Origin of the sequence: Shewanella sp. SM74, assembly GCF_025653725.1 — a bacterium.
GTDB lineage: Bacteria > Pseudomonadota > Gammaproteobacteria > Enterobacterales > Shewanellaceae > Shewanella > Shewanella oncorhynchi.
Genome location: NZ_JAKKRZ010000016.1, coordinates 1 through 13,436 on the forward strand (window position 1 = coordinate 1; position 13,436 = coordinate 13,436).

Sequence of the window (13,436 nt, forward strand, 5' to 3'; positions counted from 1 at the left end):
GCGGGAAATCTGTTATTCCAAGGCGCCGCTATAAGAATACACCTCAAGAAAGAGTCGATTGGTGCTTATATCGGTATCGACATTTAGTGGAGAATGCTTTTGGAAGAATTAAGCACTATCGAGCAATATCAACAAGATATGACAAGCTAGCAAGAAATTACGCCAGTATGGTGTCACTGGCGTTTATGTTAATGTGGCTGCCGATGTATTGCTGAACAACATTTGTACAGCAAAGATCAACAGACCCTAGTCATACGAAACACACTTTTGCATGATCCAAGCAATTTTTTTATCTGTCTAGCCAGTCAACTTGGAAATTAGCCCATAAAAAAGCAGTTTATCCTTTAGGGATAAACTGCTTTAAATGGATTAAAAATCCTAATAAGTATTAGAACTTAGCTTCAACTGCAACACTGAAGTTACGGTCTTGGCCAATAGTGACCATATTGTACTGACCACCATCGATATAATCGGTATCGAAGAGGTTTCTCACGTTGGCGCGAAGGCTCACATCTTTGCCCATGATATCCATAGTGTAGGCTGCACCTATATCGAAACGCACATAACCATCTTTAGTAATAGTGTTATCGAGATCGGCAAAACGCTCACCCACATAGATAGCACCGAAGTTCATCGCAAAATTGTCAGTCACTTCGTAACGGGTCCAGATATTGGCCGACCACTCAGGGGCATCAATCGGAGTTTTACCTTCACGGGCATCTCCCGTTTGATACTCTGCATCTAAATACATCATGGAAGAAGTCACAAACCAGCTATCACCGATTTGACCCTGTGCTCCCATTTCAAAGCCACGATGTTTCTGTTCACCACCCTGAGTAGTGATATCGGTATAATCACCAATTGGTGCAGATAATTTCTCTGAAATTGTGATGTTTTCGAGCGTAATATCGAATACCGCTGCGGTTAATAACAGGCTATCGTCAAACAATTCCCACTTAGTACCCAGTTCATATTGAATACCGTATTCTGGCTTTAAATTCAGGCCATCGTTGACATCGAATTTGTTATTTACCGCACCTTGTGGTGTAAAGCTTTTTGAATAGTTAACGTAAATATTGCCATTACTCATTGGCGAGTAGATCACACCAAACTTAGGCGATACGGCATAGCTATTTTCGCCATAACCATCTTTTTTCTGTTCGTCGTAACGCACGCCAGCAAGCAATTTCCATTGCTCATTAAGCGTCATTAAGTCCTGTAAATAGAAACCGTAATACTTGTATTCGCTTGGGGTACCTTTTTTGCCATTGTGGTAATCAAGATCTGGCTCAATTACCGCTTGCCCAGAAATAACGGTTTGAGTTGCCCCACGCTGAATTTGCTGCTGGTAGAAATAGTCTAAGTAGTTAGCCCCAATAAGGAATTGGTGCTCCATGCCCGCTAAGGCAAATTCACCCGTAAAGTCCACGAAAGCGGTTTTATGCTGCCAGTCGTCGTAACGATCGAATGGTTTGATACTATACCCCTTAGTGAATGGGTCTTCAGTATATTGGGGAGCTGAATCAAAACGTTGACGATTAAATTGTTGATCGTTATAGCCGACTTTAACTTTCCAATCATCACTCATCTGCCAAGTTAGATCGGCACCTAAGTTAGAGACTGTGTTATCGGTAAAGGCCCAAGGTGCATCCCATACGGTTTTACGTTCACCGATAACATTACCTTGTTTATCTAACCAACCACCCGCATCTATGCCCGCTTTATCTTGGGTGTGATCGTACTTAACCGATAACAGAACATCATCACTGATATCAAATTCCAAGTTTAAGTAACCCAACCAGCGATCACGCTCTTGGTTTTCATCTGTGGTCGAATATTCACGCCAGTATTTAGTATCTTGCTTCACTAACACGCCGCGATAACGAATGCTTTGTGCGTCGTTTAAACTGCCGCCCGCATCTAGCTGAGCACGGGTTGAACCGTAGCCATCCGTATCAAAACCAAGATCTAACATTGAATCATAGGTCGGTTTCTTAGTGACCATATTCACTAAACCACCAGGGCCAGATTGGCCGTACAACATGCTCGAAGGACCTTTCAATACTTCGACTTGCTGTAAAGTTTCAATTGGTTGTACGTAGTGAGACCATTGTTGATGGCCATTAATAAGATAACCGTTACCCGAATCGAGCTCGAAGCCGCGGATACTGAAGACTTGACGGTTCCAGCGCGTGGTTCCCGCCGTCACACTGGAGTCGTTAACTAAAACCTCGGCAAGGTTAGTGGCCAACTGTTCATCGGTCACAAAATCGGGGATCACATTAACTGACTGTGGGGTATCCATTAAGTCGATATCGCCACGCATGGCACCCGATGCACTACCGACTTTATAGTCGTTAAAAGTACGGCCAGTCACATTGATGCGCTCAATATTTTTATCGCTCGCCACTTCTGCAATAACCGGCATAGCCATTAATGCCGAGCCTACAGCTAAACCTATAACTGAATATTTAAATACCATTGCCAACACCTCAAATAGACCTTTCGTCTTAGAATTGCAGGCAATATAAATGAGAAGTGTTTTTATTTTCCCTTCTTTACGAAAATTTACAATTGCGTGTGATAGTGATCAAATTAACTTAAAAACCAACAATTTGCCCATACCACAAAAACATGAAGAAAATCTTAATTATTAAGCATTACTTAATAAAAAGGCTTTTTAGTGCAAAACATTGAACACAATAAAGATAAAAGCGGCACATGGCCGCTTTTTTGACATTAAGTTGAGTTTTAAAACTTACTTTTTAATTTTCACTGGACGTTGCCAACCAGTGAGGTGTTTTTGTTTAACACGAGTGATCACTAACTCATTCTCACCTACATCACGGGTAATCGTTGAACCGGCCCCTAAAGTTGCCCCTTTACCTATGGTCACTGGAGCCACCAACTGAGTGTCAGAGCCGACAAAGACGTTATCTTCGATAACAGTAAGATGCTTATTCGCGCCATCATAGTTGCAGGTAATAGTACCAGCACCAATGTTGACGCCATCACCAATGATGGCATCGCCTAAATAGGCTAAGTGCCCTGCTTTTGATCCCACGCCAATCACCGCTTTTTTCACTTCAACAAAGTTGCCTATATGTGCATCTTGCTTAAGCTCTGCGCCGGGACGTAAACGGGCAAATGGGCCAGCACTGGCAGCAACGCCAAGCGTAGCACCTTCGATAATAGAGTAAGGCTTGATCTCAGCATCATCGGCAATCTCGCAATCAATTAAAATCGCGCCTGCGCCAATAGTGACATTATTACCCAAGGTCACTTTGCCTTCGAATATCACATTAATATCGATCATCACATCCATACCAACAGTGACTTCACCACGGATATCGATACGGCTTGGGTCGCGAAGGTTCGCTCCCGCCAACATGAGTTTTTCGGCTTCACGAGCTTGGTAAGCACGTTCAAGTTGCGCTAATTGTACGCGATTATTAGCGCCTTCCACTTCAATGGCCGATTGTGGCTGAGCAGTATCAATAGCAACGCCATCAGCGTGCGCCATAGCAATAATATCCGTTAGATAATATTCGCCTTGGGCATTATTGTTCGATAAACGGCTCAACCAAGTTTTAAGTTGTTTACCCGGAACCGCCATGATGCCGGTGTTAATTTCGTTGATCAGCAACTGTTCTGCAGTCGCATCTTTTTGCTCAATAATTCCAATGACTTTTCCTTGCTCACGGACAATACGGCCATAACCCATAGGATTCGCTAAATTCACTGTTAAAATAGCAACGCCATTTTCAGGACGGGCGGCGAGTAAGGCTTCGAGAGTTGATGTCTGGATCAACGGCACATCGCCATAAAGAATAAGTACTGTATCGCTGTCGGCGATATGTGGGCTAGCCTGTGCAACCGCATGACCTGTGCCTAATTGCTCGGCTTGCAATACCCAGTTAAGTTGTTGCTCACCCAAACAGGCTTGTAGCTTGTCGGCACCATAACCATAGACTAACTGAATAGAGTCACTGCCAACTTTATTAGCGGTATCGATGACATGTTGCACCATGCTCTTATGGGCGATGGGATGTAATACCTTAGGAAGATCAGAGCGCATCCGTGTTCCCTTGCCAGCCGCTAAGATCACTACATTTAATGCCATTACCATATCCTTGAACAAATACCCAAGAGGGTGAAAAATTACGGTCGTATACCAATCACATTAAATATCTAATCAGTTCAGAGCCTCACAGGCATCTCAATCCAAGGCGCATTGACGCAGAAATGGTTATTCCCTTTTAAATCAATGCAACACGGGAGTGGGATGCCTGTGAGGCTCCCGAAGGGCGGCCGATGTTAAATACATGGCAGCGCGCTTTATACTGCGTTTAAGGCTTTCGACAGAGCACCACTATGCCTTCAAGCCTTCGCCTTGTCTAAAGCGCGTTGAACTCCCGCTGAATGAACAGATATTTAATACGATTGGTATTAGTGGCGCAATTTTAACGGAAAGCACATCGAAAAGCGAAGTAGATAGCGATGCTAATCAATCAAAGACATGCAAGAATGCCAATCTATCCCATTTTTAGACACAAAAAAGGCGACCATAGGGTCGCCTTTTTTCACAAACAATAACCTTATCTGGCAATGTTTTTCTTGATGGTTTCAACAACACGTAATTGAGCCATAGCCTTAGCTAACTCAACCATAGCCGCGTCATAATTGAAGTCAGCGCCAGCAGTTGCCATATGGGCTTCTGCACGACGCTTAGCTTCTAATGCCGCTTGCTCATCAATATCTTTGGCACGCATAACCACATCAGCCAATACGGAGACAGAAGAAGGCTGCACTTCCAGAATACCACCTGAAAGGTAAAACACTTCTTCACTGCCGTCTTGCTTGACGATGCGCGCCATGCCAGGTTTGATATAACTAAGCAAAGGAGCGTGGCCATGCATTATGCCCAACTCACCTTCAGAACCAGTCACTTGCAGCGAAGCTACACGACCAGAGAAGATTTTGCTCTCTGCGCTTACAATATCAAGATGTACTGTCATGGCTGCCATCCCGTTCTCCTTAAAAAACTAAGTATTACTACCTAGTTATTTCTTTTTGTTCGCTTTCTCGATGACTTCATCGATTGAGCCAACCATGTAGAACGCTTGTTCTGGCAGGTGATCAAACTCACCGTTCAAAATACCCTTAAAGCCACGGATAGTGTCTTTCAGAGAAACGTACTTACCAGGAGATCCAGTAAAGACTTCTGCTACGAAGAAAGGCTGAGATAAGAAACGCTCAATCTTACGAGCACGGAATACGACAGTCTTGTCTTCATCAGACAATTCATCCATACCCAGAATCGCAATAATGTCTTTCAGCTCTTTGTAACGTTGCAGTACAGTTTGCACGCCGTTAGCAACGTCATAATGCTCTTGGCCAACAACCAATGGATCTAATTGACGTGAAGTCGAATCCAATGGGTCAACCGCTGGGTAAATACCCAGAGAAGCAATTTGACGTGACAGTACAACAGTCGCATCTAAGTGAGCGAAGGTTGTTGCTGGTGACGGATCGGTCAAGTCATCCGCAGGTACGTATACCGCTTGTACAGAAGTAATAGAACCCGTCTTAGTTGAAGTGATACGCTCTTGCAGAACGCCCATCTCTTCAGCCAATGTTGGTTGATAACCTACCGCAGAAGGCATACGACCTAACAGTGCAGATACTTCAGTACCGGCTAAGGTATAACGGTAGATGTTGTCAACGAACAACAGTACGTCACGACCTTCGTCACGGAACTTCTCTGCCATAGTCAGACCAGACAGTGCAACACGCAAACGGTTACCTGGAGGCTCGTTCATCTGACCATAAACCATGGCCACTTTGTCGAGAACGCCAGAATCTTTCATCTCGTAGTAGAAGTCGTTACCTTCACGAGTACGTTCACCTACACCGGCGAATACAGAAAGACCCGAGTGGGCTTTAGCGATGTTGTTAATCAGTTCCATCATGTTAACTGTTTTACCAACACCCGCACCACCGAACAAACCGACTTTACCGCCCTTAGCGAATGGACAAACAAGGTCGATAACCTTGATGCCAGTCTCTAACAGTTCAGTAGAGCTTGATTGATCTTCGTATGAAGGAGCTGTACGGTGAATAACATAACGCTCTTCTTCACCGATTGGACCCGCTTCATCAATAGGCTCGCCTAATACGTTCATGATACGGCCAAGAGTGGCGGTACCAACTGGAACAGTAATAGGTGAACCTGAGTTTACTACTTCAAGACCACGACGCAGACCGTCAGAAGAACCCATAGCGATGGTACGAACTACACCACCACCTAGCTGTTGCTGAACTTCCAGCACCAAACCATTACACGGGCCTTCACCTACGATTTTCAGAGCGTCATATACTTGAGGTACGGCATCTTGTGGGAACTCTACGTCCACAACCGCGCCAATCACTTGGACAACAGTACCTGTGCTCATGATTAATCCTCTAAAACTTGTATTCGTTACCTAACCTAAACCGCAGAGGCACCAGAAACAATTTCCGACAGTTCCTGCGTAATAGCAGCCTGACGGGCCTTGTTATAGACCAGTTGCAAGTCGTTGATAAGCTCACCCGCGTTGTCTGTTGCCGACTTCATTGCTACCATACGGGCAGCTTGTTCAGAGGCAATGTTTTCAACAACACCTTGGTAAACCTGAGATTCTACATAACGGACCAATAAAGTATCCAAAAGTGCTTTTGGATCTGGCTCGTAGATATAATCCCAACGATGAGCAGTTTCATCATCTTCTGATTTAGGCAAAGGTAGCAGCTGCTCGATCACAGGAGTCTGCGTCATAGTATTCACAAATTTGTTAAATACCACGTACAGACGATCCAGCTTGCCTTCGTTGTAAGCTTCTAGCATGACACCGACTGTCCCGATCAAGTCAGCGAGCTTTGGAGCATCGCCTAAACCTGAAGCGTGAGCAGACACTTGTCCACCGAAGTTTTTGAAAAACTGCACACTACGTGCGCCGATAGGGCAAAATTCAAATTCTGCACCTTGGGCTTTCCAGCTTTTCACGTCTGCAATAACCTTTTTGAAAAGGTTAACGTTCAGACCACCACAAAGGCCACGGTCGGTTGCTACAACAATGTAACCAACCCGCTTAGCCTCTCTCACCTCCAAATAGGGGTGTTTATACTCGAGAGAACCTTGCGCGACGTGACCGATCACCTTACGCATGCTTTCCGCATATGGACGGCTCGCAGCCATGCGTTCCTGCGCTCTGCGCATTTTGCTGGCTGCCACCATTTCCATGGCGGACGTGATCTTCTGAGTGTTTTTCACACTCGCGATCTTGGTTTTAATCTCTTTAGCGCCGGCCATCTCTACTCTCCAATCTGGACCTGAGGTGTCTTAAGACACCTCTATCATTGTTACCAGGTTTGGGTTGCTACGAACTTGTCGAGGCCAGCTTTTAATTCAGCTTCGATATCAGCGCTATAATCGCCAGTATCATTGATAAGCTTCATTAAAGGAGCATGCTCGCTGTTCATGAACGAGAGCAGAGCGGCTTCGAAATTACCGACCTTATTCAGCTCAACACTCTTCAGGTAACCTTTTTCAGCTGAGAAAATAGACACAGCTTGAGCGGCTACGCTCATAGGAGCATATTGCTTTTGCTTCATCAGTTCGGTAACACGCACACCATGCTCAAGCTGAGCACGTGTTGCATCGTCAAGATCAGATGCAAATTGCGAGAACGCAGCAAGCTCACGATACTGTGCTAGTGCGGTACGAATACCACCAGACAGTTTCTTGATGATCTTAGTCTGAGCCGCACCACCAACACGAGAAACAGAAATACCTGGGTTAACCGCTGGACGTAGGCCAGAGTTAAACAGATCGGTCTCAAGGAAGATCTGACCATCGGTAATAGAAATTACGTTGGTCGGTACGAATGCAGAAACGTCACCCGCTTGCGTTTCAATAATAGGCAGCGCGGTTAAAGAACCAGTTTTGCCAGTTACTGCACCTTTAGTGAACTTCTCTACATAAATCGCGTTAACGCGTGATGCACGCTCTAATAAACGTGAGTGTAGATAGAATACGTCACCAGGGTAAGCTTCACGGCCTGGTGGACGCTTGAGCAGTAACGAAATTTGACGATAAGCAACTGCTTGCTTAGACAAATCATCGTATACGATCAAAGAATCTTCACCGCGGTCACGGAAGTATTCACCCATAGAACAACCAGAATATGGCGCTAAGTATTGTAGAGCAGCGGCTTCAGAAGCAGTTGCAACAACAACGATAGTGTTAGCTAAAGCACCGTGTTCTTCTAGCTTGCGTACTACGTTAGCGATAGTAGAAGCCTTTTGGCCAATCGCGACGTACACACATTTAATGCCAGAATTTTTCTGGTTGATAATTGCGTCGATCGCCATTGCTGTTTTACCAGTTTGACGGTCGCCAATGATCAATTCACGTTGACCACGACCGATAGGGATCATGGCATCAACGGCTTTGTAACCAGTTTGAACTGGTTGATCAACAGACTGACGTTCAATAACACCTGGTGCGATAACTTCAATTGGCGAGAAACCATCGTTATCGATAGGTCCTTTACCGTCAATTGGCTCACCTAGAGTGTTAACAACGCGGCCAAGAAGACCGCGGCCAACTGGAACTTCCAGAATACGGCCAGTCGTTTTCACTTTTACGCCTTCTGCTAAATCAGCATAAGGACCCATTACTACGGCACCGACAGAATCACGTTCAAGGTTCAACGCGATTGCAAAACGGTTACCAGGCAGTTCGATCATCTCACCTTGCATCACGTCGGCTAGGCCGTGGATGCGGATGATGCCGTCACTTACCGCAACGATAGTACCTTCGTTACGAGATTCGCTAACGACTTCGAACTGCTCGATCCGCTGCTTAATCAGATCGCTGATTTCAGTGGAATTCAGTTGCATGCTCAAACTCCCAATTACGACTGCAGCTTATCAGACAGACGCGATAACTTACCGCGGACCGAGCCATCGATGACTAGGTCTCCTGTCTTAATGATTACACCGGCGATGAGCGCGGCGTCAGTGCTACAATTCAGCTTAACTTTGCGTGCGAGACGTTTCTCTAAAGAAATACTAATCTGCTGTTGTTGTTCAGAGCTCAGCTCAGTTGCAGAAACCACATCGGCTTCTACTTCTTTTGCCCACTCATTACGGTATTCAGTAAATAACTGAGATACAGCAGGTAGCACCTTTAAGCGACCGTTTTCAGCCATTACCTTTATCAGGTTCTGACCTTGCACATTGACTTGCTCACCACACACACTAATAAAGAGTGCTGCGAGCTTAGTGCTGGCTAAAGAGCCAGCTAACAGTGGTTGCATGGTTTCGTTTTCACTCACCAATGCGGCAAACGTGAGCATTTCAGCCCAAGAATCCACTGCATCTTGTTCAATAGCAAAGTCAAAAGCTGCCTTTGCGTAAGGGCGAGCGATGGTGGTTAATTCAGCCATAACTCAACTCCCTTATCAAATTTCAGCGACTAGTTTATTAACTATGTCACTGTGGGCGGCTGGATCAATAGAACGCTCAAGGATCTTCTCAGCACCCATGATGGCAAGAGTAGCAACCTGCTTACGCAGATCCTCTTTGACGCGATTACGTTCAGCTTCAATTTCTGCTTTACCCTGAGCGATGATTTTAGCACGCTCAGCGTCTGCTTCGGTTTTGGCTTCTTCAACTATTTGAGCTTTACGCTTGTTAGCTTGCTCAATAATTTCATTAGCCGTTACCTTGGCTTCTTTTAGTTGGTCAGTCGCTTTCGCTTGTGCCAACTCCAGGTCTTTTACCGCACGATCAGCATCAGCTAGACCGTCAGCAATCCTTTTTTGGCGCTCTTCGATGGCATTCATCAAAGGGGGCCATACAAACTTCATGCAAAACCACACGAAGATGATAAAGGCGACCGTCTGACCGATTAGGGTAGCGTTGAAATTCACAACAGCCTCCTATTTAGAGTTAAGACAGAAGCGTTTTTTACAGCATTGCACCCAGTGGGTTGGTAAATAGCATAAATAATGCGATACCAACACCGATCATAGTTACGGCGTCAAGAAGACCCGCTACGATGAACATTTTAACTTGTAGCATAGGAGCCATTTCTGGTTGACGCGCAGCGCCTTCCAAGAACTTACCGCCTAATAAGCCGAAACCGATTGCAGTACCAAGAGCACCCATACCAATCAGCAGAGCAACAGCGATAGCTGTCATGCCTAAAATCGTTTCCATCTGTATCTCCAGTATCTAAATCTATATTAGTTGATGATTTAGTTTAAAATTTCTTCAGCAATCCTTAATGATCTTCATGCGCCATGCTTAAATAAACAATGGTCAACATCATGAAGATAAACGCCTGCAGCGTGATAACCAAAATGTGGAATATTAACCAGCCCAGTTGCAGAGTCACACCTAGGGTAGATAATAACAAGTTGGTACCATACATCAGCGCAATAAGGATGAAGATCAACTCACCTGCGTACAAGTTACCAAAGAGTCGCAATGCCAATGAAATTGGCTTAGCAATCAAAGTAACAGTCTCTAATAGGAGGTTGACGGGTATCATTGCCTTATGGTTAAAGGGCTGTAGTGTTAATTCTTTAACAAACCCAGACACACCTTTGACCTTAATGCTGTAAAAAATAATCAGCACGAACACACCAATAGCTAAGCTAAAGGTAATGTTAACGTCAGTCGTCGGAACCGCTTTTAGATAGGGAATACCCATTAAACTTGCTGCGTGAGGCAGCCAATCTACAGGGATCATATCCATGAAGTTCATCATGAATACCCATACAAAAATGGTCAGAGCTAAAGGCGCGATCAGAGCATTGCGACCATGAAAACTTTCTTTCACGCTGTTATTTACGAACTCGACGATAATCTCAACAAAACATTGCAGTTTGCCAGGAACACCGGAAGTCGCTTTTTTACCAACGCTGCGGAAAATCCACAGGAACAGAACACCAAGACCAACCGAAAAGAACAACGAATCAATGTGCCATGTCCAAAAGCCTTCACCAACACTTAAGTTGGTAAGGTGATGTTGGATATAGCCCTGCGGTGTTAACGCTTCACCAGTTGCAGCCATGATTCATCCCACTTAACTTTGCTTGAAGTATAAAGGAGCTGTCCAATGCACGATTAGCGTCAGCACATAACAAACAAAAAGCGGCATAAAAGCGACCTTAAGATTGATAAACACAAACGAAAACATTGCGATGGTTAACAGCAACTTTACCGCTTCCCCCCAGTAAAAAGTCTTTATGACTTTTGCAGCTGAACTTGCTCCCGTGTGGGAGAAAGCGAGGGTTGCGAATACAAAATTAGGGAGCACAGCGATTGAACCACCTGCTAATGCAGAATAGCCAAACTGAACTCCCCACACGGCGAAAAAGAGAATTGAAGCACCCCCAGCGACCGCCGCCTGCATCATCACCAATTTATAGGCTGACCACCGGCCACGACGCGCTAAAACCTTACTCAATTCATCCTCTCCGCATTCATACTTTTTGTTTCGATGACCGGATGACAAATACCCGTATTTATGTCGATGCACAAAAAGCTTGCGAAAGTATACCTTTTCACGCCTTCATTGCAACTTTGAGATAAGGAAAAACAACACTTTTAACGTGATCTCGCGCCAAACGAGTTAAAATGTAAGATTAGCATCTGTCACAAATTTACATTAAAAACTGTTAATCTACAGACATTAATGAATTTTACTAAGAATTCCGTCTAATTCAGCCAGATTCTGATAGTTAATTACAATTTTACCCGTGCCCTTACTGCTATGAGCGATCGAAACTTTGGCACCTAATCTTTCAATTAACTGCTGCTCTAAACGACAAACATCTTGATCTTTAGTCGTAGTTTCGGCTTGTTTAGGCGGATTTAAGGTTTGATTAATTAATCGTTCAGTTTCGCGAACGGTTAATTCCTTAGCGGCCACTAATCTCGCAAGATTTGTTTGTTCTTCTCCCTCAATTGCCAACAAAGCGCGAGCATGACCCATATCAATGTCGCCATACTCGAGTAGACGCTTAACCGGCTCATTTAAGCCGTTTAAACGTAACAAGTTAGATACACTCGCTCTGGATTTTCCCACAACATCGGCAACCTGTTGGTGAGTCAGTTCAAACTCTTGCATTAAACGTTGCAATGCAATGGCTTCTTCCATGGCATTTAAGTCTTCACGCTGGATGTTTTCAATCAAAGCAATAGCAACAGCGGCTTCATCAGCTACTTGCTTTACTATGCAGGGGATTTTATTCAAGCCAGCAAGTTGCGCAGCACGCCAACGACGTTCACCCGCAATGATCTCATACATGTTATTCGTTACTTGTCTCACAACGATAGGCTGAATAATGCCTTGGTTGCGGATAGAGTGTGCCAGTTCTTCCAACGCTTCGGGGGACATGTCTTTACGAGGTTGATACTTACCTGGCTGTAATAAGTCTAAATCGAGATGGATAAGCTCTTCTTTTTTATCGACAACATCAGCTTCGTCAGTGTGCTTTTTACTGGCGGCATGACTGTTACTCAGTAGGGCATCTAACCCTTTGCCTAATCCTCTTTTTTTCAACGTCATGGTGATCCTTTACGCTTGCTTAGCCTGAGTTTGTTGTTCTGAACGACGGATCATTTCACCCGCAAGCGCTAGATACGCCTTAGCGCCAGCACTCGATTTATCGTAATACATAGCAGGCGCTCCAAAACTTGGTGCTTCTGCTAGCCTCACATTACGTGGGATAACAGTACGATAGACTTTGTCACCAAAATGTTGTTTTAGCTGATCGGACACATCATTAGATAAACGATTACGCGGATCATACATAGTACGTAAAATGCCTTCGATGCCAAGTCCAGGATTAACCATAGCAGCGAGCTTAGTGATGGTATCAATCAGTGCCGTTAAGCCTTCGAGGGCATAATATTCACACTGCATAGGCACGAGTACAGAGTCGGCCGCAGACATAGCATTTACGGTCAACATGTTCAATGAAGGAGGACAGTCGATGAAGATATAATCATATTGATCTTTGATCGGTGCGAGCGCGTTACGCAAACGAACCTCACGGGCAAAAAACTCCATCAATTTGATTTCTGCCGCAGTGACATCGCCATTACTGGCGATCAGATCATACTTACCTGCAGTGTTTTTAATGACGATCTCGTCGAAAGATTTTTCTTCAACCAATAATTCATAGGCTGTATTAGCTACGTCATACTTATCGACACCGCTCCCCATGGTGGCATTACCTTGAGGATCGAGATCGATCAATAATACTTTACGTTTTGTTGCTGCTAACGAAGCGGCGAGGTTAACGCAAGTAGTTGTTTTTCCTACGCCACCTTTCTGGTTAGCCACGGCAATCACTTTACCCACAATATCACCCTGT

At 44.7% G+C, this 13,436-nt stretch carries 14 protein-coding genes; 1 reads left to right on the plus strand and 13 read right to left on the minus strand.

Annotated elements, in window-relative coordinates:
- On the plus strand, positions 1–215 hold a 215-nt coding region (locus L5M49_RS16000; protein ID WP_248943622.1), incomplete at its 5' end, for a transposase.
- Positions 216–388: 173 nt separating this feature from the next.
- On the opposite strand, the gene L5M49_RS16005 is transcribed toward L5M49_RS16000, so the two are convergent.
- The 13 genes from L5M49_RS16005 to L5M49_RS16065 all read right to left on the minus strand — a co-directional run bounded on the left by L5M49_RS16005 (position 389) and on the right by L5M49_RS16065 (position 13,423).
- A complete protein-coding gene (locus tag L5M49_RS16005) occupies positions 389–2,482 on the minus strand; it encodes a TonB-dependent receptor (protein WP_263209792.1) in 2,094 nt (697 codons plus the stop codon).
- A 276-nt stretch (positions 2,483–2,758) separates the two neighbouring features.
- Positions 2,759–4,123, minus strand: coding sequence for a bifunctional UDP-N-acetylglucosamine diphosphorylase/glucosamine-1-phosphate N-acetyltransferase GlmU (glmU, locus tag L5M49_RS16010; RefSeq protein ID WP_113941420.1), 1,365 nt, complete (start codon positions 4,121–4,123; stop codon positions 2,759–2,761).
- A 475-nt stretch (positions 4,124–4,598) separates the two neighbouring features.
- A complete protein-coding gene (locus tag L5M49_RS16015) occupies positions 4,599–5,027 on the minus strand; it encodes a F0F1 ATP synthase subunit epsilon (protein WP_105250790.1) in 429 nt (142 codons plus the stop codon).
- A gap of 36 nt (positions 5,028–5,063) precedes the next feature.
- Positions 5,064–6,455: a F0F1 ATP synthase subunit beta gene (atpD, locus tag L5M49_RS16020; RefSeq protein ID WP_105250791.1), complete on the minus strand. Its 1,392-nt coding sequence runs from the start codon at positions 6,453–6,455 to the stop codon at positions 5,064–5,066.
- Between the two features lie 35 nt (positions 6,456–6,490).
- Positions 6,491–7,351 (minus strand): F0F1 ATP synthase subunit gamma, encoded by an 861-nt coding sequence (gene atpG / locus L5M49_RS16025; protein ID WP_006084762.1) that lies wholly within the window; start codon positions 7,349–7,351, stop codon positions 6,491–6,493.
- A gap of 50 nt (positions 7,352–7,401) precedes the next feature.
- Positions 7,402–8,943, minus strand: a complete 1,542-nt coding sequence (gene atpA, locus L5M49_RS16030; RefSeq protein ID WP_168827626.1) for a F0F1 ATP synthase subunit alpha — start codon at positions 8,941–8,943, stop codon at positions 7,402–7,404.
- Positions 8,944–8,957: 14 nt separating this feature from the next.
- The gene (gene atpH / locus L5M49_RS16035) at positions 8,958–9,491 is read right to left on the minus strand and encodes a F0F1 ATP synthase subunit delta (RefSeq protein WP_006083842.1); all 534 of its coding nucleotides are present in this window, start codon (positions 9,489–9,491) and stop codon (positions 8,958–8,960) included.
- Positions 9,492–9,506: 15 nt separating this feature from the next.
- The gene (gene atpF / locus L5M49_RS16040) at positions 9,507–9,977 is read right to left on the minus strand and encodes a F0F1 ATP synthase subunit B (RefSeq protein WP_006083841.1); all 471 of its coding nucleotides are present in this window, start codon (positions 9,975–9,977) and stop codon (positions 9,507–9,509) included.
- Between the two features lie 37 nt (positions 9,978–10,014).
- A complete protein-coding gene (gene atpE / locus L5M49_RS16045; protein WP_006083840.1) occupies positions 10,015–10,266 on the minus strand; it encodes a F0F1 ATP synthase subunit C in 252 nt (83 codons plus the stop codon).
- 64 nt (positions 10,267–10,330) lie between these two features.
- On the minus strand, positions 10,331–11,125 hold the full coding sequence (atpB, locus tag L5M49_RS16050; RefSeq protein WP_105250793.1) for a F0F1 ATP synthase subunit A: 795 nt from the start codon (positions 11,123–11,125) through the stop codon (positions 10,331–10,333).
- A gap of 12 nt (positions 11,126–11,137) precedes the next feature.
- Positions 11,138–11,521, minus strand: a complete 384-nt coding sequence (locus L5M49_RS16055; protein ID WP_105250794.1) for an ATP synthase subunit I — start codon at positions 11,519–11,521, stop codon at positions 11,138–11,140.
- Positions 11,522–11,746: 225 nt separating this feature from the next.
- Complete coding sequence (locus tag L5M49_RS16060; protein ID WP_105250795.1) at positions 11,747–12,625, minus strand: ParB/RepB/Spo0J family partition protein; 879 nt, start codon at positions 12,623–12,625, stop codon at positions 11,747–11,749.
- Positions 12,626–12,634: 9 nt separating this feature from the next.
- Entirely contained in the window at positions 12,635–13,423 is a 789-nt protein-coding gene (locus tag L5M49_RS16065) for a ParA family protein (protein WP_131524522.1), read from the minus strand.
- Positions 13,424–13,436: the final 13 nt, after the last annotated feature.

Bases quoted from the DNA above. Each gene is read 5' to 3' on its own strand.
- L5M49_RS16005 (WP_263209792.1), bottom strand. From the start codon at position 2,482: ATGGTATTTAAATATTCAGTTATAGGTTTAGCTGTAGGCTCGGCATTA.
- glmU (WP_113941420.1), bottom strand. From the start codon at position 4,123: ATGGCATTAAATGTAGTGATCTTAGCGGCTGGCAAGGGAACACGGATG.
- L5M49_RS16015 (WP_105250790.1), bottom strand. From the start codon at position 5,027: ATGGCAGCCATGACAGTACATCTTGATATTGTAAGCGCAGAGAGCAAA.
- atpD (WP_105250791.1), bottom strand. From the start codon at position 6,455: ATGAGCACAGGTACTGTTGTCCAAGTGATTGGCGCGGTTGTGGACGTA.
- atpG (WP_006084762.1), bottom strand. From the start codon at position 7,351: ATGGCCGGCGCTAAAGAGATTAAAACCAAGATCGCGAGTGTGAAAAAC.
- atpA (WP_168827626.1), bottom strand. From the start codon at position 8,943: ATGCAACTGAATTCCACTGAAATCAGCGATCTGATTAAGCAGCGGATC.
- atpH (WP_006083842.1), bottom strand. From the start codon at position 9,491: ATGGCTGAATTAACCACCATCGCTCGCCCTTACGCAAAGGCAGCTTTT.
- atpE (WP_006083840.1), bottom strand. From the start codon at position 10,266: ATGGAAACGATTTTAGGCATGACAGCTATCGCTGTTGCTCTGCTGATT.
- atpB (WP_105250793.1), bottom strand. From the start codon at position 11,125: ATGGCTGCAACTGGTGAAGCGTTAACACCGCAGGGCTATATCCAACAT.
- L5M49_RS16060 (WP_105250795.1), bottom strand. From the start codon at position 12,625: ATGACGTTGAAAAAAAGAGGATTAGGCAAAGGGTTAGATGCCCTACTG.